The following is a 22,766-nucleotide window of genomic DNA, read 5'->3' as shown; positions in this document are numbered from 1 at the left end:
TTCCGGCGCCCGTTCCTGCGGGCCATGCGCGGGGCGTCCGGCGGTGCGGGCCGGACCGGCGTTCGTGGGCGCCGCGCCGACCGCGGACCCGTCCGGCGCGCATTCGGTATCCGTCGCTTCGGACACCGCCTCCGGGCCGTTGGTGTCCACCGCCTGCTCCGCCACGGGCCACGCTCCCGTCCACCTGCGCACGAGCCCGCCGGGGACTCCGGTCGGGGAATTCCGAGCGTAGTTCACGCTGAGCGACGATCCCTGCAGAGCAGGGCGGGCACATCCCCCGATCGGATCAACTGATCGTCAGATCAGCTGATCCATACCGCCCATGGCCCCGTTACGCCTCGAACGGCCGCGCCGGCCACGGCGCCTGCGCCGGGCGCAGCGCGTCCACACCGTCGCCCGCCAGTGCCGCGCTGAGCGAGAGGACGCCCACCACAAGGCAGTTGTTGTGCAGCTCGCCGGCGAGCACACCGCGGACCAGCTCCGGCAGCGGCACCCGCGCCAGCTGCATGTCCGCCTCCTCCTCGGCCACCTCGAAGCGCACGCCCGCCGCCTCCGACAGATCGCGGGCCAGGAAGATCCGTACCGCTTCGTCGCAGCCCCCGGGCGTGGTGTAGACGTCGGCCAGCACCCGCCAGTCCTCGGCCTTGACGTGCGCCTCCTCGTACAACTCTCGCTGCGCCGCGTGCAACGGGTTCTCCCCCGGTACGTCGAGCAGGCCGGCCGGGATCTCCCACAGCTTCTGGCGCACGGGGTGCCGGTACTGGTTCAGTACGACGACCCGGCCCTCCTCGTCGAGGGCGAGGACGGCCACCGAACCGGGGTGGACCTGGTAGTCGCGGCGGGCGACCGCACCGTCCGGCATGACCACGTCGTCCGTGCGGACGCTGGTCTTGTTGCCCCGGAAGGGGGTCGCCGTCGCGGTGACCCGCCACTCCTCGGCGGTGTCCTTGATGCTCATGAAAATCGTCCGTCCTCCCACATACAGAAACCGGGGCACGGGTCTCGAAGACCCGTACCCCGGTCAACCGTATCGCTCCGTACTACTTGTCCTTCCGGCCCACGCTCTGCTGCCGCTCGACCGAGGCCTTGACCAGGCCCGCGAAGAGCGGGTGGGGGCGGGTCGGGCGGGACCGCAGCTCCGGGTGGGCCTGGGTGGCGACCAGGTAGGGGTGGACGTCGCGCGGGTACTCGACGTACTCGACGAGCTTGTTGTCCGGGGACGTGCCGGAGAAGAGGATCCCGGTCTTCTTCTCCAGCTCCGCGCGGTACGAGTTGTTGACCTCGTAGCGGTGGCGGTGCCGCTCCTCGACGTACGGCTGGTCCGCGTACACCTCGCGCACGATCGAGCCCTCGGCGAGCTTCGCCGGGTACAGGCCGAGCCGCATCGTGCCGCCGAGGTCGCCGGCGCCCTCGACGAAGGCGAGCTGCTCCTCCATGGTCGAGATGACCGGGTGGGCGGTCGCCGCGTCGAACTCGGTGGAGTTGGCGTCGGGGATGTCCGCCAGGTTCCGGGCCGCCTCGATGACGATGCACTGCAGGCCCAGGCACAGACCCAGCAGCGGCACCTTGTTCTCACGCGCGTAGGTGATCGCGCCGACCTTGCCGTTCACCCCGCGGTCGCCGAAGCCGCCGGGGATGAGGATCCCGTCGCAGTCGCCGAGCTGCTTCGCCGCGCCGGCCGGCGTCTTGCAGTCGTCGGAGGCGACCCACTTGACCTTGACGCGCGCCTTGTTCGCGAAGCCGCCGGCGCGCAGCGCCTCGGTCACCGAGAGGTAGGCGTCGGGCAGGTCGACGTACTTGCCGACGAGCGCGACGGTGACCTCGTGGTCGGGGTTGTGGACGCGGTCCAGCAGGTCGTCCCACGTGGTCCAGTCGACATCGCGGAACGGCAGGTCGAGCTTGCGCACGACGTACGCGTCCAGGCCCTCGGTGTGCAGCACCTTCGGGATGTCGTAGATCGACTTGGCGTCGATCGCGGCGACGACGGCAGCCTCGTCGACGTCGCACATCAGCGAGATCTTGCGCTTGATGGACGTCGGGACATCGCGGTCGGCGCGCAGCACGATCGCGTCCGGCTGGATACCGATGTTGCGCAGCGCGGCCACCGAGTGCTGGGTGGGCTTGGTCTTCAGCTCGCCGGAAGGGCCGATGTAGGGCAGCAGCGAGATGTGCACGACGAAGACGTTGTCCCGGCCGACCTCATGGCGGACCTGGCGGACGGTCTCCAGGAACGGCAGCGACTCGATGTCGCCGACCGTGCCGCCGACCTCGGTGATGACGACGTCGACGTCCTCGGTCGCCATGCGCCGGATGCGGTGCTTGATCTCGTTGGTGATGTGCGGGATGACCTGCACGGTGTCGCCCAGGTACTCGCCGCGGCGCTCCTTGGCGATGACCGTGGAGTACACCTGCCCGGTGGTGACGTTGGCCGAGCCGTCGAGGTCGACGTCGAGGAAGCGCTCGTAGTGGCCGATGTCCAGGTCGGTCTCGGCGCCGTCGTTGGTGACGAACACCTCACCGTGCTGGAACGGGTTCATCGTCCCCGGGTCGACGTTCAGGTACGGGTCGAGCTTCTGCATCGTGACCCGCAGGCCCCGCGCCTTGAGCAGCGCACCCAGGCTGGAGGCCGTGAGGCCCTTGCCGAGGGAGGAAGCGACACCCCCGGTGACGAAGATGTGCTTGGTCGTCATGGATTTGGGCGGCATCGCCAAGAGGGGGCTCCCGTGGTCGCGAGGTGGGGTGCGTACCGGCTGCCGGCCCGGGGTTTCGGGAGGTGCCGTCGCTGCGGTTTCGGGGCCTGCCGAAATTACACAGTGCACCGGTCCACGGGGTACCAGGGTATCAGCGCGAGGGGCAGACCGCTTCCGGCCACGCCCCGGCACAGCCCGCGTCGCGGCGGTCACGCTGGGCACCTGTCCGGTATCCGGTCGGCATCGTGTCACCCTTGGCTCACCCGTTCGGAGCAGTCGCGTTGCCGGGAGCGTCACGCGGACCATCATGGTGCGTCGTATCCTGCTCGGACACTCGCTGCCGAGCAGGCCGGCAAAAGGCACCACCCCCGCCCGCCCGGAACAAGAGCTCGTCAACGACCCTTGACCGCAGAGAGCGCCCTTCGGGGCGCCGCAGTAAGCGCCCCGTGGGGCGACGTGGCCGTTCGACTGGAGATGCACGTGGCCGGGCGCATCGAGGATTACGCACTCATCGGAGACATGCAGACCGCTGCCCTGGTCTGCCGGGACGGCACGGCCGACTGGCTTTGCCTGCCCCGCTTCGACTCCCATGCCGTCTTCGCGGGACTGCTCGGTACGGAGGAACACGGTTTCTGGCGCATGGGTCCGGCGTTCGCCCCGGGCACCGAGCCGCCGCGCGCCGACCGCCGCCGTTACCGCGGGGACTCGCTCATCCTCGAATCGGAGTGGGACACCCGGCGCGGCACCGTCCGGGTCACCGACTTCATGCCCCCCCGTGACGGCGCGCCGCAGCTGATCCGGATCGTCGAGGGAGTCAGCGGCCGGGTGCCGATGCGCTCGGCGCTGCGGATGCGTTTCAGTTACGGGCGTGTGGTGCCCTGGGTGCACAAGGTCGACGCGCGTACGGTCGCGGTCGCCGGCCCCGACTCGGTGTGGCTGGACAGCCCGACCGAAACGTACGGCAAGGACCTCACCACGTACTCGGACTTCACCATCGCCCCGGGTGAGCGGCTCGCCTTCACGATCAGTTGGCAGCCCTCCCACAAGGAGCCGCCCGCGCTGCCCGATCCGGAGGGCTCGCTGGAGGCGACCTCGGACTTCTGGCGGGACTGGGTCGAGCACTGCACGTACCACGGCCCGTACCGCGAGGCGGTGGTCCGCTCGCTGATCACGCTCAAGGCGCTCACGTACGCCCCGACCGGCGGGATCGTCGCGGCCCCGACGACCTCGCTGCCGGAGGAGATCGGCGGCGTACGGAACTGGGACTACCGCTACACCTGGCTGCGCGACGCGGCGATCACGCTCTCCTCGCTGCTGCGCACCGGATACCGCGAGGAAGCCCGCGCGTGGCGCGAGTGGCTGCTGCGCGCGGTCGCGGGCGACCCGGAGAACCTGCAGATCATGTACGGGATCGCGGGCGAGCGGGAGCTGGGCGAGGCGGAGCTCGACTGGCTGCCCGGCTACGAGAACTCCGCGCCGGTCCGGGTCGGCAACGGCGCCGCGCACCAGCTGCAGCTCGATGTGTACGGCGAGGTCACCGAGGCGCTGCACCTGGCCCATATGACGGGCCTGACGCGCAACGACTACGCGTCGCTGCTTCAGCTGAAGCTGATCCGCTATCTCGAGAAGCACTGGGACCAGCCGGACGAGGGCATCTGGGAGGTGCGCGGCCCGCGCCGCCACTTCGTGCACTCCAAGGTGATGGCCTGGGTCGCCGTCGACCGCACGATCAAGCTGATCGAGTCCGGCGACGCGGACGGGCCGCTGGAGCGGTGGCGCGAACTGCGCGACGACATCCACCGCGACGTCTGCGAGAAGGGCTACGACAAGGAGCGCAACACCTTCACCCAGTCCTACGGGTCGAGGGAGCTGGACGCCTCGCTGCTGCTCATTCCGCAGATGGGCTTTCTGCCGCCGGACGACAAGCGGGTCATCGGCACGATTGAGGCGATCCAGCGCGAGCTGTCCACGTCGGACGGTTTCGTGCTGCGCTATCCGACGGCCGGCGACGAGGCGGGCGTGGACGGCCTGGAGGGAGACGAAGGCGCCTTCCTCGCCTGCTCGTTCTGGCTCGCCGACGACCTCGCGATGATCGGGCGCGTCGACGAGGCGCGCCGGCTGTTCGAGAAGCTGCTGGCGCTCCGCAACGACCTGGGCCTGCTCGCCGAGGAGTGGGACCCGCGGCTGCAGCGCCAGGTCGGGAACTTCCCGCAGGCATTCAGCCATGTCCCGCTGATCGACACGGCGCTGCGGCTGACGGCCAGCGGCGCGTACGGGGGCTGACGGCTCGGGGCCAGGCGGGGCAGGACCGTTCGAATTACGATGAGTAGGTCCTGTCGCGCCCCTCGGAAGGGGGCATCATGGCTCCCCAAGTCATCGCGGAACCTGCCCTGGACCGTCTTCGCAAGGCACTGTCCGGCGACACCCTCACCCCTGGTGATACGGGATACGACGAGGCCCGCGAGCTCTTCAACGGCATGATCGACCGGCGCCCGGCGGTCATCGCGCAGTGCGAGACCGACGCCGATGTGGCCACCGCCGTCCGGTTCGGACGGGACCTCGGACTGCCGGTCGCGGTACGCGGCGGCGGGCACAGTGTCGCGGGCATGGCCCTCGCCGACGACGGCCTGGTCATCGATCTGCGGCGCATGCACGCGGTGAGCGTCAATCCCGACACCCGCCGGGCACGCGTCGGCGGCGGCGCGACCATGAGCCACCTGGACCGGGCCACCCAGCCCTTCGGGCTGGCGACCACCGGTGGCCGGGTCTCCACCACCGGCGTCGGCGGCTTCACCTTGGGCGGCGGCAGCGGGTGGCTCGACCGCAAACTAGGGCTGGCCTGCGACAACCTGCTCGCCGTCGATCTCGTGACCGCCGACGGCAAGCATGTGCGGGCGAGCGACGACGAGAACCCGGAGCTGTTCTGGGCGCTGCACGGCGGCGGTGGCAACTTCGGCGTGGCCACCTCCCTGACCCTGCGGCTGCACCCCGTCAGCACGGTCGCGGTCATGATGCTGCTGTGGCAGGCCGAGGCGGGACCCGGGGTGCTGCGCACGTACCGCGACGTCCTGGAGTCCGCTCCGGACGAGTTGGGCGGCGGGTTCCTCTACCTGACCGGGCCGCCCGAGGAGTTCCTGCCCGAGCACATGGTGGGCAAGCTGCTCTGCATGGTGCTGGTCACCTACGTGGGGTCCGAGGCGGAAGCGCGCAAAGTGGCCGCACCCCTGCTCCGGCTGGGCCATGAGGCGGAGGTGATCGCCGAGATTCCCTACGCCGACCTGCAGTGCATGCTCGACGACCCGCCGGGCCTGCGTAACTACTGGTCGGCCGAGTACCTCGACTCCTTCCCGGACGAGGCGGCGGACGTCTTCTGTGCCCGCGCCGCCGGCATGATCGTGCCGTCGAACTCCCAGCACGTGCTGTTCCCGCAGGGCGGCGCGCTGGCGGACGGCGGGGCCGGCTACCCGGTCCCCTGGCGCACGTCGCCGTGGGTCGTCCACCCCTTCGGCATCTGGGACAACCCGGCCGACGACGAGCGGGGCCGGCAGTGGGTGCGCGATGTGCGGGCCGATGTCCAGCCGTGGTCAACCGGCGCGGTGTACCTCAACTTCATCGGAAACGAGGGCGAACAGCGGGTGGTGGCCGGATTCGGGTCGGAGAACTATGCGCGTCTCGCCGCGGTGAAGGCCCAGTACGACCCCGACAATGTGTTCAACCGCAACCACAACATCAGGCCGCGGTGACGTTGTTCCTGGCACATTCGCCCAGGTAGCGTCCCCAGCCATGGCGGTGAAGGCGAATCCCTTGGACACACAGGGCGGCGGAATCACGGTGCAGCGGGCACTGGAACTGCCCGGGCTCCGCAGCGGGCTGCCGGAGGTCGTGGCCGCGTCGGACCGGCTGAACCGTACGGTGCGGTGGGTGCACGCGGGCGAGGTCCCGAACATCGCCTCGCTGCTGAAGGGCGGCGAGCTGCTGCTCACCACGGGGCTGGGTCTCGGCACCCGGCCGGCCGAGCAGCGCGCCTTCGTACGCAGGCTCGCCGACCGCGGGATCGCGGCCCTCGTCGTGGAGCTGGGACCGCGCTTCAGCCGGCTGCCCGCGACGATCGTGGAGACCGCGCGGGCGGCCGGGCTGCCGCTGGTCCAGCTGCACCGCGAGGTGCCCTTCGTGACGGTGACCGAAGAGGTCCACACCGAGATCGTCAACGGGCACTACGCGCTGCTCCAGCAGGCCGAGGAGGTCCACCTCCGCTGTACGGAGGCACTCCTCGGCGGCGGTGGAATCCCCCAGGTGCTGAGCATCCTCGCCGACTTCACCGGCGATCCGGTGTTCCTGGAGACCCCCGACGGACAGCTGTTGTACGCGGCGGCCGGCGCCGCCGGTTCGGAACCGGCGCTCGCCGATCCGCTGCAGATGTGGGAAGGGCTGCGCGGCCAGCGCGAGGCGCGCGAGGACGGCCCGCCGGCGAACGCGGTACTGGTGGACGTGCCGGGTGGCGGCCACGGGACCGGCGCGGTGCGCGCCCGGATAGTCCTGCTGGCCGTGTCCTCGCCGCTGCTGCCGGTGCACCGGATCGCGGTGGAGCGTGCCGCGGGCATCCTGGCCGTCGTACTGATGCAGGCGCGCCAGGAGGAGGAGCTCGCGGCGCGGGGCCGCGGCGACTTCCTGACCGACCTGGCCGAGGGGCGTATCACCGCGGAGGACGCGCCGGCGCAGGCCCGGGTGCTCGGCTTCAAGCCGGGCGACGGGCCGCTGCTGCCGGTGGTGATGCGGCTCGCTGCCGAGCTGTCGCCGACCGGCAACTGGGCGGTGCTGGCGCGGGCGGTGCTGGAGGAGCTCTCCTCGGTCGGCGTCCCGGTGCTGCTGGGCGTGCGCCCGGTCGAGGGACGGGTGCCGCTGCTGCTCGGCCTGCGCTCCGAGTCCGAACGCACGGCGGTGGCGGACCGGGTGGCGGCGGCGCTGCGGGCGGGTGTCGAACGGGCCGGCCTGGAGCGGGCGGGCGGACACCCGCCCGTCGTGGTGGTCGGGGTCGCGGGCGGCTGGGCGGCGGCGAGCGCGGGGCTGCGGCACGCGGCGGAGACGGCGACGGCCGCGCAGGGGCTGATGGACCGCCCCTGGTACGACGCCCGGCGGCTGGACATCGACCTGCTGCTGTGGCGGCTGCGGGAGCACCCGGACCTGGCGGCGTTCGTGGACCGGGCGATCGGGCCCTTGCGGGCCCATGACCGCGCGTCCCGCCCGCCGCTGCTTCCGACCCTGGAGACGTACCTGGCCCACGCGGGCCGGAAGGCGGAGACGGCGCGCGAGCTGCACCTGAACCGCCAGACGCTGTACAACCGGCTGGCCCGGATCTCGGAACTGCTGGGCACGGACCTGGACGACCCCCAAACGGTCCTGGCCCTGAGTCTGGCCCTGAGAGCCCGCCGCCACACCTCCTGACGGGCGGTCGGGGACGGGCGCGAGCCGTACCCGGCGGGGCGGTGGCAGGCGGTGGCACCGGGGGTGCGTGACCCTCCGCTGCCGGGGTCCGGGGCGACTGGTTCAGATGCGGTTTCGCGAAGCCTGCTGCTCTTCAAGGCCGTTGAGGAGGGCCTGGAGGCCGCACTCGAAGGTCCGCTCGGGTGCCGCGGCGAAGTCGGCCGCCGGCGTTTCGAGGCGACTGCGCAACCGCGGGAACTCCATGGCGACTTCGCTCGCCTTCGCCATGAAGTCACCGATCCGTTTCTCCGCATCGCCGCCGTCGCGGCTCAACCGCCGGGTCAGCGACGCCTCGGCCGACGCACCAAGGACGCTCCCGAGTACGAACGTGAAGACGGCGGCCGCCGCGCGGTCGGCCTCCGTACCGACGAACCCGGCCGCTTCGTAGACACGCCCACGCGCAGAACCTCGTCAAGGCCGGCGAGAGCACGGAGCGGATCGCGGCGGTGGCGGCCTGGCGCGAAGCCCCGTTCTTCAGCGACGCCGAACGCGCCGCACCGGAGCTGACCGAGACCGTCACCCGCCTCGCCGACCGCTCCGGCGTAGCCGTACCCGACGCCTTGTGGGACGAGGTCGCCGATCATTTCGACGAGCAGCAGCTGTCCGCCCTGATCCTGCTCATCGGTGTGACCAATATGTTCAACCGGATCACCACCACCATCAGCGAACCCGCCGGAACCTCCTGGGGCTGACCTCGGTGCGGGCCGTGGGCCTGCCCCGAAACTGCCGCATCGGGGGCGGGGGCCTGCCCCGGTTTCGGGGGAGGGGCGGAGCGGCGGGGCGGGGCGGGGGGACAGTCCCTAGCCGCGACGCTCCGTCAGTTCGTCGTAGACCGCCAGGACCTGAGCGACCGTGTCGTCCTCCGTCGGCCATCCGGCCGCCTGCAACCTACCCGCCGCCGCGAGTTCGCTTCTGCGCGCGGGATCCGCCAGCAGCCGCTCCACCGCATGAGCGAACGCCTCCGCGTCCCCGTACGGTACGAGCTCCGCCGCGTCGCCCACCAGCTCCGGGACCCCGCCCACCGCCGTGGCGACCAGGGGGACGCCGGCCCGCAGCGCCTCCTGGGCCAGCAGGGAGCGGGCCTCCCAGCGGCTGGGCAGCAGCGCGAGGTCGGCGGCGGCGAGCAGTTCGGCGGCGTCGTCGCGCCGGCCGATGAGCCGGACGGGCAGCGATTCGGCCTCGATACGGCGTTGCAGCGCGCCCCGCAGCGGCCCCTCCCCCGCGATGACGGTCAGCGGCACGGGGTCCAGGCCGCGCCAGTCGCGAGCCGCGTCCAGCAGCGTCGAGTACCCCCGGTGCGGCACCAGACTGCCGATGGCCATGAGCAACGGGCGGCCGACCGCGCCGAGTTCCACCCGGGCCTTTCCCTCCGCGGCGCCGCCAGGAGGCCGCCGGGGTGCCGGCACGGTGACCGGCGCGAGCCGCGCATCGCGCGCCCCCCGGCGGCGGGCCCGGTCGACCAGGTCGGACGACGTTCCGAGCACGACAGCCGCGGCCCTGGCCACCCTCCGCTCCAGCAGGCGCATCACATGGCCCCGCGCGCCGTCGGCGTGCGCCCGGGTGTGCCAGGTGACCACGAGCGGAGTCCGCCGGCCCCTGAGCGCGAGGGCGGCGCGCACGGCCGCGTGCAGTCCGTGCGCGTGCACGACGTCCGCCGCGGCGCACACCGTACGCAGCGCGGCCAACGCGGCAGGATCGCTGCGCCGCGGCACGGGCGTGAAGTGGGCGCCCGCTCCGATGAAGTCATACGCGCGGTCGGCCTCGGCGGGGGCGCACACGGTCACCCGTACGCCCCTCGCGACCAGCCCCGCCGCCAGCGACGTGACGTGCGCGCTGCTGCCCGCGCTGCCGCCGCCCAGCACTTGGACAGTGCGCAACGGCGCCTTGCCGTACGGCGGGACCGGGATGCTGCTCACGTGGCCGGAGCTCCTGAGTCGGGCGTCGGACGGTACTCGGACGGAACGAGGGAGGGCGAGCGGCCGGCAGAAGTGCGGCGAGCTGCTGCCGCCAAGGATGCCAGTCCGTACGCGCGTTCCGGCACCGCCAAGGGGTGGATCCCCCGGCGGGGGCTGTCACAGCGGCCCCGGGATCACTCACACGGGTGAGCGCGCCCCCAATTCGCCACCGTACGGCTGACCTTGTCCCCGTACACCGCGGCCGCGACCAGTCCCACCGCATGCGCTGGCGAGCCCGGCCCGGCCGTTGCCCGCGACGACGGCGACGCCTAAGGGCTGTCCCGCAATCCCCGCCGAGCGCCCGACGCCAGCTACGGCACCTCGCTGCGTTGTCGGGCTCGTCCGAATACGCCCAGTATGAGGACGACCCTCCGCCTTGCGATGCACCGCATCTGACGCCGTGCGCTGACTCGCCGGGGATTACGGGACAGCCCTTAGGGCCGCGCCGAGCGCGTGCGCCCCGGCGTCACCGATCATCGTGCGCTCGCCGAGGTCGTCGGCGGTGACAGCGGCCGTGGCGCCCAGGGGCGCGGCGGCGAGCGTTCCCGCCGCGCCGCCCTTCAGCAGCCCCGGCGCGCCGATCGCCAGTACGGCACCGGCCGCTGCTCCCGGACGTACGTCGACCAGATTGACCAGATGGGCGGTGCCCGCGATCACCACGCCCGCCAGCAGTCTGTCGACGGGCCGCTCCTTGAGCAGCGCGCCCGCGGCGAGCCCGGCGGCGCCGATGCCGAAGAGCTTCACCGCACCGCTGGTGACTTCGCCCTCGCGCAGGGCGGACAGATGCGCGCGGAAACCGCGCCGTGGATCACCGGCCCCGGCCAGATCGTCGTACGCGCCACAGGCCCCGGCGGCCAGCACGGCGAGCCCGCCGGCACCCCTGGCCCGGCCGGGAAGTCCGGGCGCGACGGCCGCACCGAGAGCGGCCCCCATGACGGTCGCGGGCCCGGCGAACAGATCGACGACCCGCCCCGCACGGTTCTTCCGCTCCCACAGCCCGACCCCCGCCCGGAGGCCTGCGACGCAACGCCCCGTATCCGGCGCGAGTGGCGCCAACTGCCGTGGCAAAAGCGGCGATTCTCCCGCCAAAGGTGCGGTGCCCGGATATCATGCCGCCCACCCTATGCGGCACTGACAGCCCCAACCGGCGCCGCAACGGCCGCGAGCCGTCCCACCCCTGCCTGGCCGCAACCCACAGTCGGCCCCGCGGTGGCCCCTCACGCCTGGGCCGGTCCGCGCGGCGACGGTAGCAAGTGCCACCCGGCCGCGTAGTTGTCACCCGCGGCCGTCAGTGAGCCACCGCGTCTGCCCGTGCCGTCGCGAGGAGTTCTTCCGCGTGGGCGCGGGCCGTTTCGGAGTCCTCCTGGCCGGCCAGCATCCGCGAGAGCTCGCGCACCCGGTCCTCGCCTTCGAGGACCGTCACACCGCTACGCGTCACCGAGCCGTCGTTCGTCTTCTCGACCAGCAGCTGCCGGTCCGCGAAGGCAGCGACCTGCGGCAGGTGCGTGACCACCACGACCTGCGCGGACTTGGCCAGCTTCGCCAGCCGCCGGCCGACTTCGACGGCCGCCTTGCCGCCCACCCCCGCGTCCACCTCGTCGAAGAGGTACGTCGGCACCGGGTCCGAGCCGGCGAAGACCACCTCGACTGCGAGCATCACCCGGGACAGCTCACCACCCGAGGCGCCCTTGGCGATGGGCCGGGGCTGGGCTCCCGGGTGCGGGGCGAGCAGCAGCTCGACCTCGTCCGCGCCGGACGTGCCGTAGGAGACGGGACGCCCGCCGACCTCGATGCCGTCCGGATCGTCGTGCTGCCGGATGTCGATGGTGACCCGGGCATGCGGCATGGCGAGCGAGGCCAGTTCGGCGGTGACCGCGTCGGCGAATCGCGCCGCGGCCTCGGTGCGGGCGTCGGTCAACGCCTGTGCCAGGCCGGACAGTTCACCCCGCAGCGCATCCCGCTCGGCGGTCAGCTCGCCGATCCGGTCGTCGTCGCCCTCCAGCTCGGTGAGCCGCGCGGCGCCCTGTTCGGCCCACGCCAGTACGCCGTCGATGTCCTGGCCGTACTTGCGTGTCAGGTGCGTCAGGGCCGCTCGCCGCTCCTCCACAGCCGCGAGCCGCAGCGGATCGGCGTCCAAATTGTCCGCGTAACCGGCCAGTTCGCCCGCGACGTCACCGACCAGGATGCCGATCTCGCCGATCCGGTCGGCGAGCGAGGCAAGGGCGGGGTCGTGGGAGCGTACGGCCTCCACGGCCCGGTGCGCGCCCGCGACCAGCGTGTTCGCGTCGACGCCCTCAGGGTCCTCCGGGTTGCCCGCGAGCGCGGCATGCGCGAGGGCCGCCGCCGAAGCCAGCGCCTCGGCGTGGCCGAGCCGCTCCGCCTCCGCCGCGAGCTCCACGTCCTCTCCGGCCCGCGGCTCGACGCCCGCGACCTCATCGAGCCCGAAGCGCAGCAGATCGGCCTCCTGAGCCCGCTCGCGGGCCCGTGTGGTCAGCTCGTCGAGCTCCGTGGCCACCGCCCGCAGCCGCCGGTACGCCGCCGCGTACTTCGCGTGCGGGACCGCCACCGCGTCTCCCGCGTACCGGTCCAGCGCCTGCCGCTGCCGGGCCGGCCGCAGCAAGCCCTGCTGGTCGGTCTGGCCGTGTACCGCGACGAGGTCGTCGGCCAGCTCGCCGAGCAGCCCCACCGGCACGGACCGCCCGCCGAGGTGGGCGCGCGAGCGCCCCTCGGCCGAGACGGTACGGCTGATCAGCAACACCCCGTCGTCGAGTTCGGCCCCGGCCTCCTCCGCGCGTACGGCGGCGGGCGCGCCCGGAGGCATGGTGATCCGCCCCTCGACGACGGCGGCCTTGGCCCCGATCCGCACCAGGGCAGCGTCGGCCCGGCCGCCGAGCAGCAGCCCGAGGCTGGTCACGACCATCGTCTTGCCGGCACCGGTCTCGCCGGTCACCGCGGTGAACCCGGGCGACAGCTCGACCACCGCGTCGTCGATGACCCCGAGCGACCGTATCCGCATCTCCTCCAACACGGACACGACCTTACGAGGTCCGGGGCCCGGTGTGCGACGGGCCCCGCCCCCTTCACCCACCCGGGCTCCCGGAGCCGTACCATCGCGGCCCGCGCCGGATGACCGCCGGCGCGGCGCTCAGTGCGGCGCTCAGTGCGGCGCTCCGCGCCAACCCGACACCGGCAGCGCGAACTTCGCCACCAGCCGGTCGGTGAACGACGCGTGGTGCAGCCGCGCCAGCCGTACCGGCACCGCCCCCCGCCGTACCTCCACCCGCGCGCCCGAGGGCAGTTCCAGCATCCGGCGCCCGTCGCACCACAGCACCCCGTGCGGCGTGCCCGGCTGCACCTCCACCGCGAGCACCGAGGTCGGTGAGGTCACCAGTGGCTTGGCGAACAGCGCGTGGGCGCTGATCGGCACCATCAGCAGCGCCTCCACCTCGGGCCAGACGACGGGGCCGCCGGCCGAGAAGGCGTACGCGGTGGAGCCGGTCGGGGTGGCGCAGACGATGCCGTCGCAGCCGAAGCCGGAGACCGGCCGGCCGTCGATCTCGAGGACGACCTCGAGCATGCGCTCGGGCGAGACCTTCTGCACGGCGGCCTCGTTGAGCGCCCAGTCGCTGTGCACGACGTCGCCGTTGTTGCGGACGACGATGTCGATCGTCATCCGCTCCTCAACCTCGTACGCCCTGGTGACGACCCGGTCGACCACCTTGTCGAGGTCGTCGCGCTCGGCCTCGGCGAGGAAGCCGACCCGCCCCAGGTTGACCCCGAGCATCGGCACGCCCGAAGCGCGGGCGAACTCCGCGCCGCGCAGCAGCGTCCCGTCACCGCCGAGGACGATCAGCAGCTCGCAGCCCTCGAGTACACGGGGAGACGCTTCGGTCACCAGTTCGACCGACGGCGGCAGTGGCAGATCGGCCGCCTCCGCGGTCAGCACCCGTACGCCCAGGCCGCTGCGCAGCAGCCCCTGGACGACGAGCTCGGCGCTGCGAATCGCGGCCGGACGGCCGGTGTGGGCAAGGAGAAAGACAGTTCGTGCTGCTGTTGTCGTCGTCAACGCGGCCCCTCCGCCACTGCACGGTCCACATCCGCCGGGTCCAGCTCGGGCGCCCCGGCCCTGAGCCACAGAAAGTACTCGACATTTCCGGAAGGCCCGGGCAGCGGACTGGCGGTGACGCCCCGCACCCCGAGGCCCAGTTGCCCCGCCTGCCGCGCCACCGTGCGCACGGCCTCGGCGCGCAGCTCGGGGCTGCGCACCACCCCGCCGCTGCCCAGCCGCTCCTTGCCCACCTCGAACTGTGGTTTCACCATCAGTACGAGGTCCGCGTCCGGTGCCGCGCACCGCGCCAGAGCCGGCAGCACCAGCCCGAGCGGGATGAACGACAGGTCGCCCACCACCAGGTCCACCGCCTCACCGTCGATCACTTCGAGTGTCAGTTCACGGACGTTGGTACGGTCCTTGACGGTGACGCGTTCATCGCTCTGCAAAGACCAGGCAAGTTGTCCGTAGCCGACATCGACGGCCACGACCTGGCGCGCCCCGGCCCGCAGCAGTACATCCGTGAAGCCGCCGGTCGACGCCCCCGCGTCCAGCGCCCGCCGCCCCTCCACCTTCAGCCCGAGCGGCACGAACGCGGCCAGCGCCCCGGCGAGCTTGTGGCCGCCGCGCGAGACGTAGTCCGGGTCGCTCTCGTCGCTGCGGACGACCACCGCCGCACTGGTCTCCACCTGGGTGGCGGCCTTGGTCGCGGTGGTGCCGCCGACGGTCACCCGTCCCGCGGCGATCAGCTGGCTCGCGTGCTCGCGCGAGCGGGCGAGCTTTCGGCGGACCAGCTCGGCGTCGAGGCGGCGGCGTGCCACTCCTGCCACGTTCTGTTCAGCTCCTGTTGTCGTACACGGAAGGGCCGGAAGTGGGCCCTGGAGGACCCGGCGGACCCGGGTGGACGTCGAGCGCGGTCAGCGCGTCGCGCAGCCCCCGGTGAACATCCTCGTACACCTCGATGTGCCCGTCCGCCGCGAGGTGGTCCGCATCCGCCAGCCGCTCGAGCTGCGCGTCCACGCCGGCGTCCCCAGTAGGGGTGCGGGATACGCCCAGGGGTGCGGGCGCAGCGGGCTCGTAGGAGGGCGCTTGCGCAGCGGTCGCCTCGTCCTCGGCCTGCGGGGCCGCGGGCTCCGCCTCGGGGCCCGGCCATGAGTCGCTCATGCCCCGACGCTACCCCGAAGAGGGCCCTCCCCGGCGAACAGTGGCCTGTCCGTGGCCTGAGGTAACGTCGATCACGATGGCGACGATCGAAGAGTGCCGCGACGCACTCGACACACTCTCGGACAACCTGGCGACGGCGGACGGCGAGGTGCGCAGCGCGGCAGCCCTCGACCGCTCGCTGAGCTGCCACATCACCGATCTCGACGCGACCTTCACGGGCCGGCTCGCGCATGGCCGCATCCAGGTGGTCGACTCGCTGCCGGGCCCTCCCCCGGAGAAGGCGCAGATCCGGCTCGCGATGACCGGTGACGACCTGGTGGCCATGGTCGGCGGCGAGCTGAACTTCGCGAAGGCATGGGCCTCGGGCCGGGTCAGGCTCGAGGCCGGCCTCCGCGATCTGCTGAAGCTCAGGACGCTGCTGTAACCGCCGCGGTTGCTGCTGTTGCTGTGACCGCTCCGGGTGTACGTGCCTTGCGCGCGGCCGGCACCACCAGCGGCGTCCCGGTCTCGGGATCGTCGATGACCTGGCAGCGCAGCCCGAAGACCTGCTCCACCAGCTCGGCCGTGACGACCTCGCCGGGCGGCCCCTCGGCGACGACCCCGCCGCCGCGCATGGCGATCAGGTGCGTGGCGTAGCGGGCGGCGTGGTTGAGGTCGTGGAGCACGGCGACGAGCGTGCGCCCCTGCCTCTCGTGCAGTTCGGCGCAGAGGTCGAGGACATCGATCTGGTGCTGGATGTCGAGGAACGTCGTCGGCTCGTCGAGCAGCAGCAGCGGGGTCTGCTGGGCGAGGGCCATCGCGATCCAGACGCGCTGCCGCTGCCCACCGGACAGTTCGTCGACGAAGCGGTCGGCCAGTTCGCCGACACCGGTGGCGGCCATCGACTCGTCGACGATCCGCTCGTCCTCCGGCGACCACTGGCGCAGCAGGCCCTGGTGCGGATAGCGGCCGCGTGCGACCAGGTCGGCGACCGTGATCCCGTCCGGCGCGATCGACGACTGCGGGAGCAGCCCCAGCGTCCTGGCCACCTTCTTGGCGGGCATCGAGCCGATGACCTGGCCGTCCAGCAGCACCCGGCCCTGCGAGGGCTTGAGCATCCGGGACAGCGCGCGCAGCAGAGTCGACTTGCCGCAGGCGTTCGGTCCGACGATCACCGTGAAGGAGTTGTCCGGGATCTCGACGGAGAGGTTCTCCGCGATGATCCGCTGGTCGTAGCCGAGGGTGACGTTTTCGGCGGTGAGGCGCTGCACTTCAGTTCTCCTGGAGGTCTTCATATGCGTCCTGCCTTGCGCTCGGTGACCAGCAGCCACAGCAGATAGACACCGCCGACGAGTCCGGTCACTACGCCGACCGGCAGCTGGTCAGAACCGAACGCCTGCTGCGAGGCCCAGTCGGCGACCAGCAGCAGCACGGCGCCCATCAGGGCGGCGGCGGCGAGGTTGGGGCCCGCCGAGCGGGTGAGCCGCCGGGCAAGCTGGGGCGCGGTGAGGGCAACGAAGGAGATGGGCCCGGCCGCGGCGGTCGCGGCCGCGGTGAGCAGTACGGCGCAGAGCATCACGACGAGCCGGGTGCGCTCGACCCGGACGCCCAGCGCGTACGCCGCGTCGTCGCCCATCTCCATCATCCGCAGGGCCCGTCCGTACCCCAGCACCACGGGGATGAGGACGCCGCACGCGGCGAGCAGCGGCCAGACCTGGGCCCAGTCGCGCCCGCCCAGTGAACCGGTCATCCACACCGTGGCCCGGGTGGCGTCGACCAGCTGCGCCTTGGTGAGCAGATAGTGGATGCAGGCGGTGAGCATGGCCGACGCGCCGATGCCGACCAGCACCAGGCGGTAGCCCTGGATGCCCCGCTTCCACGCGAGCAGATAGACCGCGACCCCCGTCAGCAGACCACCGGCGACCGCCCCGGCGGCGACCTCCACGGCCCCGCCCTGGAAGAGGACGATGACGACGAGCGCGCCCACCGACGATCCGTAACCGAAGCCGATCACCTCGGGACTCCCCAGCGGATTGCGGGAGATGGACTGGAAGACCGCGCCCGCGATCCCCAGCGCCGCGCCGACGAACAGCCCGACGAGAACGCGCGGCAGCCGGAGGTCGCCGACGATGAACTCCTGCGCGGGGGTGCCGCCACCGGTCAGCGTGCTGACGACCTCACCGGGCGACATCGGGAAGTCCCCCGTGCCGATCAGTACGACGGCGACGGCCAGCGCCGCCGCCGCGAGCAGCAGGGCGACGACGAACGCTCTGGGGTCCACCCGGAAGGAGAGGCCGCCCGGCGTGCGTATCGCGGAGGGACTGGGGCGTGCGGGGGTCGTGCCCCGGGAAGGAACACTCACAGCTGGGCCATCCTCCGGCGGCGTACGAGATGGATGAAGACGGGCCCGCCGATGAGCGCGGTGACGATCCCGACCTGGAGCTCCGAGGGCCGCGCGATCACCCGGCCGACCACGTCCGCGCCGAGCAGCAGGACGGGCGAGAGCACCGCCGCGTACGGCAGGGTCCACCGCATGTCCGGGCCGGTGATGGCCCGCACGAGGTGCGGGATCATCAGCCCGATGAAGACGATCGGCCCGCAGGCGGCGGTCGCGGCCCCGCACAGCAGGGTGACAGCGACCATCGCGAGGATGCGTGTACGGGTCAGATGGGCGCCCAGCGCCCTCGCCGTGTCGTCACCCATCGCCATGGCGTTGAGCGGACGGCCGATGGCCAGGGCGAGCACGATGCCCAGGGCGAGGAAGGGCAGCACCTGCCCGACAGTGGCTATATTCGCCGACGCCAGTGAACCGACCGTCCAGAAGCGGAGCTTGTCGAGCGCCGCGGAGTCCGTCAGCTGCACGGCGTTGATGTAGCCGTACAGGGCGGCCGTGGCCGCCGTGCCCGCCAGCGCGAGCCGCACCGGCGTCGCGCTGCGGCTGCCCCCCAGCAGATAGACGAGCACCGACACGGCCGCGGCGCCGGCGAAGGCGAACCACACGTACGCGGTCAGCGAGGAGACCCCGAGGAAGCTGATGGCGGAGACAACGGCGGCCGCGGCCCCCGCGTTCACGCCCAGGATTCCCGGCTCGGCCAGCGGGTTGCGGGTCAGCGCCTGCATCACCGCGCCGGCGAGCCCGAGCGCCGTACCGACGAGCAGCCCGAGCAGGGTGCGGGGAATGCGCACCTTCTCGACGACCACGTCGGTGGCGGTGCCAGTGTTGTGGAACAAGCCGTGCCAGACCTGGTCCATCGGGATCTGCTTGGCGCCGATGGCGATGCTCGCCAGCGCGACGAGCAGGAGCACGCCGATGGAGACCAGGAGCCCTGCGGCGCGCGCCGCATTGCGTTTGCGGGGCGCGGGGACTGGCTCCGCGCTCTGTTCGGGGGGACTGTCGACCAACACGTGGTTAGGTTAGCCTACCCTCCGATCGCCACTCGACGGGCCGCCTCCCCGCGCCCCTCTCAACTCCCGTGCCTCACAGCCCCAGCCGGGACAGCGCCTTCCCCGCGTCGAGCGTGCAGGAGCCGTCGCCCGCCTGCGTCCAGGCCGCCGCGCACAGTGCCCGCAGCCCGTCCAGGGCATCCGGGGTGTCACCGCCGTCACCGCCGTTCGCGGCGTTCCCGTCGTTCCCGTCGTTCCCGTCGTTCCCGTCGAGAGCCAGCGCATCGACAGTGACCGACGCGGTCCACCCCCCGCACGCGAACCCGCCCGCCACCTTGGTCACTTCGGGCTGCCCGGTGAGCAGCCCGCGCAGATCCGCGTCGATGTACGTCGGCCGGTGCCGGGGCTCGGCCGCCAGCAGCTGCGCCGCGTCCGTCACCCCGGTCAGTACGAGCAGAGAGTCCACGCCGCCGTTGAACGCCCCCTCGATGTCCGTGTCCAGCCGGTCGCCGACGACCAGCGGCCGCTCGGCGCCCGTACGCAGAATCGTCTCCCGGTGCATCGGCGGCAGCGGCTTACCCGCGACCTGCGGCTCGGCGCCGGTTGCGATCCGTACGACCTCGACCGCCGCGCCGTTGCCCGGCGCGATCCCGCGCGCACTCGGAATCGTCAGATCGGTGTTGGACGCGAACCACGGCACACCTCGGGCGATCGCGTAACACGCCTCGGCGAACCGCCCCCACGCCAGCTCGGGCCCGCCGTACCCCTGCACCACCGCGGCGGGAGCGTCCTCCGCCGACTCGACCGGCTCCAGCCCCCGCTCACGCAGCGCGGCCCGCAGCCCCTCCCCGCCGATCACCAACACCCGCGCCCCCGCCGGAACCTGGTCGGAGATCAGCCGGGCGACCGCTTGCGCCGAGGTGATCACGTCCGCGGACTCGGCAGGCACCCCGAGGTCGGTCAGATTCTCCGCGACCGCCTCCGGCGTCCGCAGCGCGTTGTTGGTCACGTACGCCAGGTGCATACCGCCCGCCCGGGCGGCGCCGAGCGACTCCACGGCGTGCGCGATCGCCTCGCCGCCCGCGTACACCACCCCGTCCAGGTCGAGCAGGGCCGTGTCGTACGCCTCGTTCAGCGTCCGCTCACTGCCCTCGGGCCTGGTCCTGCGCTGCGGGCTCATCGTGTCCACTCCTCGCTCGGTGCCTGTCCCCCGATCATCGCGCATCGCGGCACCCCACTTACCATGCATCAATGAGCACAACTGGGGCCGCGGACCGCGGACTGCGCCTGATCCCTTTTCACGGACTGCGCTATGTCCCCGAGCGGGTCGGCAGCCTCGCCGCCGTCACCTCTCCGCCGTACGACGTCGTCGTCCGGCCCGACGGCCTCCACCACCTGGAGTCGGCGGACCCCCACAACATCGTCCGGCTGATCCTCCCGCAGGCAGCCGGCCCCTCGGCCCGCAATGAGAAGGCGGCCGACACCCTCCGCCGCTGGGTGTCCGAAGGGGTCCTCGCCGCCGATACCGAAGCCGCGCTGTACGTGTACGAACAGCGCAAGGGCGACCTCCTCCAGCGCGGGCTCATCGGATCGCTCGAACTCTCCGCCCCCGACGCGGGCATCGTCCTCCCGCACGAAGACGTCATGCCGCACGTCGTCAAGGACCGCGCCGATCTGATGCGCGCCACCGCGGCCAATCTGGAACCGCTCCTGCTGACCTACGTCGGCAACGGCAATGGCGCTGCCGCGGTCATCGAGCGCACCGTCCAGGGTTCGCCGCTGCTCTCCACCACCACCGAGGACGGCTTCCGCCACCGGCTGTGGTCGATCACGGACGCCGCCGAACTGGCCGAGATCACCGCCGACCTCGCCGAACACCAGGCCCTGATCGCCGACGGGCACCACCGCTGGGCGACATACCTCCGGCTCCAGGCCGAACACCCCGCGTCAAGCCCCTGGGACTTCGGCCTGGTGCTGCTGGTCGACACGGCCCGCTACCCGCTCCAGGTCCGCGCCATCCACCGCCTGCTGCACCGCCTGCCGGTCGCGGACGCCCTCTCCGCCCTGGCCGGCTCCTTCCGTATCCGTACGGTCGCGGGCCCGCTCGCCGCGGCCCAGGAGGCACTGGCAGACGCGGCCGGCGGCGGCAATGCCTTCCTTCTCGCAGGCGACGGCTCCTTCCACCTGGTCTCCCACCCGGATCCCGCCCTGCTGGCCTCGACAATCCGCCGGGACCGTCCGGAAGCATGGCGCCAACTCGACGCCACCGTCCTGCACGCCACTCTGCTGGAACAGGTGTGGCGGATCCCGGACGCACCCGAACACATCGCGTACATCCATGACGCCGAGGCCACGGTCGACCAGGCGGAGCGCCACGGCGGCACGGCGGTCCTGATGCATCCGGTACGCGAAGACGTCGTCCGGGACCTGGCCCGCCAGGGCGTCACGATGCCGCGGAAGTCGACATCGTTCGGCCCGAAGCCTGCTACGGGCCTGGTCCTGCGCAGCCTCACGACGGACTGACGGGCCTCCTGCCCCGGCCGGAAACGACGAAGGGCGGCACCCCGGAGGGTGCCGCCCTTTGCTCACGCCGGATCAGGCGTCGTCGTCCTTCTCTTCTTCTGCCGCCTCGCCCACGTCGTCGCCCACCTCGTCGTCAGCATCGGCGACAACCGGGGCACCGTCGACGACGGGCTCGTCGTCCTCGTCGGCGAGGGCGTCGACGAACTCCACACCGTCCATCTCGGCCAGCCGGTCGGAGGCGTCCGTGGCCCCGTCCTTGTCGGCCTCGAGCGCTTTGGCGAACCACTCGCGCGCCTCGTCCTCACGGCCCGCCGAGAGCAGCGCGTCGGCGTAGGCGTACCGCAGACGGGCGGTCCACGGCTGTACGGAGTTCGATGCCAGCTCCGGGCTCTGCAGGGTCACGATGGCCGCGTCGATCTGCCCCATGTCCCTGCGCGCCCCGGCGGCGACGAGTCGCATCTCAACCTGGCCGGCCTTGTCCAGCTTCTGCACCTCGGGCTCACCGGCCATGGCCATGGCCCGCTCGGGACGGCCGAGACCGCGCTCGCAGTCGGCCATGACGGGCCACAGCTCCACGGAACCGGTCATCCGCCGGGCCGCACGGAACTCGGCGAGCGCCTCCGTGTACTTCTGGGTCGCGTACGCGGCGAAACCGGCCGCCTCACGCACGGCAGCCACACGCGAGGCGAGCCGCAGCGCGATGCGCGAGTACTCGTACGCCTGCTCGGGCTCTTCGTCGATCAGCCGGGCGACCATGACGAGGTTCTTGGCGACGTCCTCGGCCAGGGTCTTCGGCAGGCTCATCAGCTCCTGGCGTACATCCTTGTCGATCTCGTCCCCAGTGACGTCCTCGTCGATCGGCAGCCGCTTGATGGGCTCCCGATCGCGGTCACGGTCACGGTCACGGTCGTCGCGGCGCCCGTAGCCACCACGGTCCCGGTCGTCGCGCTGGCCCCGGTATCCGCCACGATCCCGATCGTCCTCGCGACGCGGCCCGCGGTAGCCAGCGCGCTCGTCCTCGCGACGCGGCGCACGGTCGTCACGAGGGAAGCCGCCGGCAGGACGGCCACCACGGTCATCGCGCTGCGGGCGGTTCCCGCCACGGTCATCGGGGCGGCGCGGGGCACGGTCGTCGCGACGGAACCCACCGCCACCGCCACCCCGCTCATCACGGCGCGGAGGACCGCTGGGACGGTCGTCGCGACCCCGGTAACCGCCACCACCACCAGGACGGCCACCGCGGTCATCACGCCGGTCGTCGCGCCGGAAGCCACCACGGTCGTCTTCGCGACGCGGCGCACGGTCGTCACGGGGGAAACCACCACCAGGACGGCCGCCGCGGTCATCACGCCGGTCGTCGCGGCGGAAGCCGCCACGGTCGTCCTCGCGGCGGGGGGCACGGTCGTCGCGACGGAACCCACCGCCACCGCCGCCCCGCTCATCACGGCGCGGAGGACCGCCGGGACGGTCGTCGCGACCCCGGTAACCGCCACCGCCGGCCGGACGACCACCACGGTCATCACGCCGGTCACCACCGGGACG

The 22,766-nt window shown here is 72.3% G+C and carries 18 protein-coding genes and 3 pseudogenes; 6 read left to right on the top strand and 15 right to left on the bottom strand.

The genetic code is table 11. The annotated features are described in order from the left end of the window. Positions 1 to 331 precede the first annotated feature (331 nt). Positions 332 to 958 (bottom strand): NUDIX hydrolase, encoded by a 627-nt coding sequence (locus tag NLX86_RS28805; protein WP_254374734.1) that lies wholly within the window; start codon positions 956 to 958, stop codon positions 332 to 334. 82 nt (positions 959 to 1,040) lie between these two features. Beyond that, positions 1,041 to 2,705, bottom strand: a complete 1,665-nt coding sequence (locus tag NLX86_RS28800; protein ID WP_254374733.1) for a CTP synthase — start codon at positions 2,703 to 2,705, stop codon at positions 1,041 to 1,043. Positions 2,706 to 3,164: 459 nt separating this feature from the next. Here NLX86_RS28800 and NLX86_RS28795 point away from each other — a divergent pair, with 459 nt between their 5' ends. The 3 genes from NLX86_RS28795 (at position 3,165) to NLX86_RS28785 (ending at position 8,132) form a co-directional block, all read left to right on the top strand. Beyond that, positions 3,165 to 4,973 carry a glycoside hydrolase family 15 protein gene (locus tag NLX86_RS28795; protein ID WP_254374783.1) on the top strand — a complete coding sequence of 603 codons (1,809 nt, stop codon included), beginning with the start codon at positions 3,165 to 3,167 and terminating at the stop codon, positions 4,971 to 4,973. A gap of 77 nt (positions 4,974 to 5,050) precedes the next feature. After that, positions 5,051 to 6,433 (top strand): FAD-binding oxidoreductase, encoded by a 1,383-nt coding sequence (locus NLX86_RS28790; protein WP_254374732.1) that lies wholly within the window; start codon positions 5,051 to 5,053, stop codon positions 6,431 to 6,433. A 40-nt stretch (positions 6,434 to 6,473) separates the two neighbouring features. After that, the gene (locus tag NLX86_RS28785) at positions 6,474 to 8,132 is read left to right on the top strand and encodes a PucR family transcriptional regulator (RefSeq protein WP_254374731.1); all 1,659 of its coding nucleotides are present in this window, start codon (positions 6,474 to 6,476) and stop codon (positions 8,130 to 8,132) included. Positions 8,133 to 8,234: 102 nt separating this feature from the next. On the opposite strand, the pseudogene NLX86_RS28780 reads toward NLX86_RS28785, so the two are convergent. Beyond that, positions 8,235 to 8,504 (bottom strand): annotated as a pseudogene (locus NLX86_RS28780) (TetR/AcrR family transcriptional regulator C-terminal domain-containing protein); the annotation flags it as partial. A 113-nt stretch (positions 8,505 to 8,617) separates the two neighbouring features. Here NLX86_RS28780 and NLX86_RS28775 point away from each other — a divergent pair. After that, entirely contained in the window at positions 8,618 to 8,863 is a 246-nt protein-coding gene (locus NLX86_RS28775) for a carboxymuconolactone decarboxylase family protein (RefSeq protein ID WP_374213984.1), read from the top strand. A 108-nt stretch (positions 8,864 to 8,971) separates the two neighbouring features. On the opposite strand, the gene NLX86_RS28770 is transcribed toward NLX86_RS28775, so the two are convergent. The 6 genes and pseudogenes from NLX86_RS28770 to NLX86_RS28745 form a co-directional block, all read right to left on the bottom strand. After that, positions 8,972 to 10,087 carry a glycosyltransferase family 4 protein gene (locus NLX86_RS28770; protein WP_254374730.1) on the bottom strand — a complete coding sequence of 372 codons (1,116 nt, stop codon included), beginning with the start codon at positions 10,085 to 10,087 and terminating at the stop codon, positions 8,972 to 8,974. Positions 10,088 to 10,564: 477 nt separating this feature from the next. Further along, a pseudogene (locus NLX86_RS28765) lies at positions 10,565 to 11,237 on the bottom strand (hypothetical protein); the annotation flags it as partial. 177 nt (positions 11,238 to 11,414) lie between these two features. Beyond that, the gene (recN, locus tag NLX86_RS28760) at positions 11,415 to 13,142 is read right to left on the bottom strand and encodes a DNA repair protein RecN (protein WP_254374782.1); all 1,728 of its coding nucleotides are present in this window, start codon (positions 13,140 to 13,142) and stop codon (positions 11,415 to 11,417) included. 141 nt (positions 13,143 to 13,283) lie between these two features. Beyond that, positions 13,284 to 14,192, bottom strand: coding sequence for an NAD kinase (locus NLX86_RS28755; protein WP_254374729.1), 909 nt, complete (start codon positions 14,190 to 14,192; stop codon positions 13,284 to 13,286). Then, positions 14,189 to 15,004, bottom strand: coding sequence for a TlyA family RNA methyltransferase (locus NLX86_RS28750; protein WP_254374728.1), 816 nt, complete (start codon positions 15,002 to 15,004; stop codon positions 14,189 to 14,191). The genes NLX86_RS28755 and NLX86_RS28750 overlap by 4 nt, the downstream gene beginning before the upstream one ends. A 7-nt stretch (positions 15,005 to 15,011) precedes the next feature. Continuing rightward, on the bottom strand, positions 15,012 to 15,338 hold the full coding sequence (locus tag NLX86_RS28745) for a hypothetical protein (RefSeq protein WP_254374727.1): 327 nt from the start codon (positions 15,336 to 15,338) through the stop codon (positions 15,012 to 15,014). Between the two features lie 76 nt (positions 15,339 to 15,414). On the opposite strand from NLX86_RS28745, the gene NLX86_RS28740 reads away from it, so the two are divergent. Beyond that, on the top strand, positions 15,415 to 15,762 hold the full coding sequence (locus NLX86_RS28740) for an SCP2 sterol-binding domain-containing protein (protein ID WP_254374726.1): 348 nt from the start codon (positions 15,415 to 15,417) through the stop codon (positions 15,760 to 15,762). Here the strand turns inward: NLX86_RS28740 and NLX86_RS28735 are convergent. The 4 genes from NLX86_RS28735 to NLX86_RS28720 form a co-directional block, all read right to left on the bottom strand. Continuing rightward, a complete protein-coding gene (locus NLX86_RS28735; RefSeq protein ID WP_254374725.1) occupies positions 15,746 to 16,612 on the bottom strand; it encodes an ABC transporter ATP-binding protein in 867 nt (288 codons plus the stop codon). The genes NLX86_RS28740 and NLX86_RS28735 overlap by 17 nt on opposite strands. Continuing rightward, positions 16,609 to 17,679, bottom strand: a complete 1,071-nt coding sequence (locus NLX86_RS28730; protein WP_254374724.1) for an iron chelate uptake ABC transporter family permease subunit — start codon at positions 17,677 to 17,679, stop codon at positions 16,609 to 16,611. The genes NLX86_RS28735 and NLX86_RS28730 overlap by 4 nt, the downstream gene beginning before the upstream one ends. Further along, positions 17,676 to 18,719, bottom strand: coding sequence for an iron chelate uptake ABC transporter family permease subunit (locus tag NLX86_RS28725; protein ID WP_302061893.1), 1,044 nt, complete (start codon positions 18,717 to 18,719; stop codon positions 17,676 to 17,678). The genes NLX86_RS28730 and NLX86_RS28725 overlap by 4 nt, the downstream gene beginning before the upstream one ends. Before the next feature lie 76 nt (positions 18,720 to 18,795). Next, a complete protein-coding gene (locus NLX86_RS28720; RefSeq protein ID WP_254374722.1) occupies positions 18,796 to 19,881 on the bottom strand; it encodes an HAD-IIA family hydrolase in 1,086 nt (361 codons plus the stop codon). Positions 19,882 to 19,952: 71 nt separating this feature from the next. On the opposite strand from NLX86_RS28720, the gene NLX86_RS28715 reads away from it, so the two are divergent. Further along, the gene (locus tag NLX86_RS28715) at positions 19,953 to 21,224 is read left to right on the top strand and encodes a DUF1015 domain-containing protein (RefSeq protein ID WP_254374721.1); all 1,272 of its coding nucleotides are present in this window, start codon (positions 19,953 to 19,955) and stop codon (positions 21,222 to 21,224) included. Between the two features lie 72 nt (positions 21,225 to 21,296). On the opposite strand, the gene NLX86_RS28710 is transcribed toward NLX86_RS28715, so the two are convergent. Next, complete coding sequence (locus tag NLX86_RS28710) at positions 21,297 to 22,088, bottom strand: tetratricopeptide repeat protein (RefSeq protein ID WP_254374781.1); 792 nt, start codon at positions 22,086 to 22,088, stop codon at positions 21,297 to 21,299. Next, a pseudogene (locus tag NLX86_RS28705) lies at positions 22,028 to 22,766 on the bottom strand (hypothetical protein); the annotation flags it as partial. The gene NLX86_RS28710 and the pseudogene NLX86_RS28705, both read right to left, overlap by 61 nt.

The organism is Streptomyces sp. A3M-1-3 (assembly GCF_024213665.1).
Lineage (GTDB): Bacteria > Actinomycetota > Actinomycetes > Streptomycetales > Streptomycetaceae > Streptomyces.
This window is presented reverse-complemented; position numbering and strand designations above follow the sequence as displayed.

Excerpts from the sequence above, each read along its gene's own strand:
- NLX86_RS28740 (WP_254374726.1), top strand. The coding sequence starts at position 15,415 with ATGGCGACGATCGAAGAGTGCCGCGACGCACTCGACACACTCTCGGAC.
- NLX86_RS28800 (WP_254374733.1), bottom strand. The coding sequence starts at position 2,705 with ATGCCGCCCAAATCCATGACGACCAAGCACATCTTCGTCACCGGGGGT.
- NLX86_RS28715 (WP_254374721.1), top strand. The coding sequence starts at position 19,953 with ATGAGCACAACTGGGGCCGCGGACCGCGGACTGCGCCTGATCCCTTTT.
- NLX86_RS28805 (WP_254374734.1), bottom strand. The coding sequence starts at position 958 with ATGAGCATCAAGGACACCGCCGAGGAGTGGCGGGTCACCGCGACGGCG.
- NLX86_RS28720 (WP_254374722.1), bottom strand. The coding sequence starts at position 19,881 with ATGAGCCCGCAGCGCAGGACCAGGCCCGAGGGCAGTGAGCGGACGCTG.
- NLX86_RS28785 (WP_254374731.1), top strand. The coding sequence starts at position 6,474 with ATGGCGGTGAAGGCGAATCCCTTGGACACACAGGGCGGCGGAATCACG.
- NLX86_RS28735 (WP_254374725.1), bottom strand. The coding sequence starts at position 16,612 with ATGAAGACCTCCAGGAGAACTGAAGTGCAGCGCCTCACCGCCGAAAAC.
- NLX86_RS28745 (WP_254374727.1), bottom strand. The coding sequence starts at position 15,338 with ATGAGCGACTCATGGCCGGGCCCCGAGGCGGAGCCCGCGGCCCCGCAG.
- recN (WP_254374782.1), bottom strand. The coding sequence starts at position 13,142 with ATGCGGATACGGTCGCTCGGGGTCATCGACGACGCGGTGGTCGAGCTG.
- NLX86_RS28790 (WP_254374732.1), top strand. The coding sequence starts at position 5,051 with ATGGCTCCCCAAGTCATCGCGGAACCTGCCCTGGACCGTCTTCGCAAG.
- NLX86_RS28795 (WP_254374783.1), top strand. The coding sequence starts at position 3,165 with ATGCACGTGGCCGGGCGCATCGAGGATTACGCACTCATCGGAGACATG.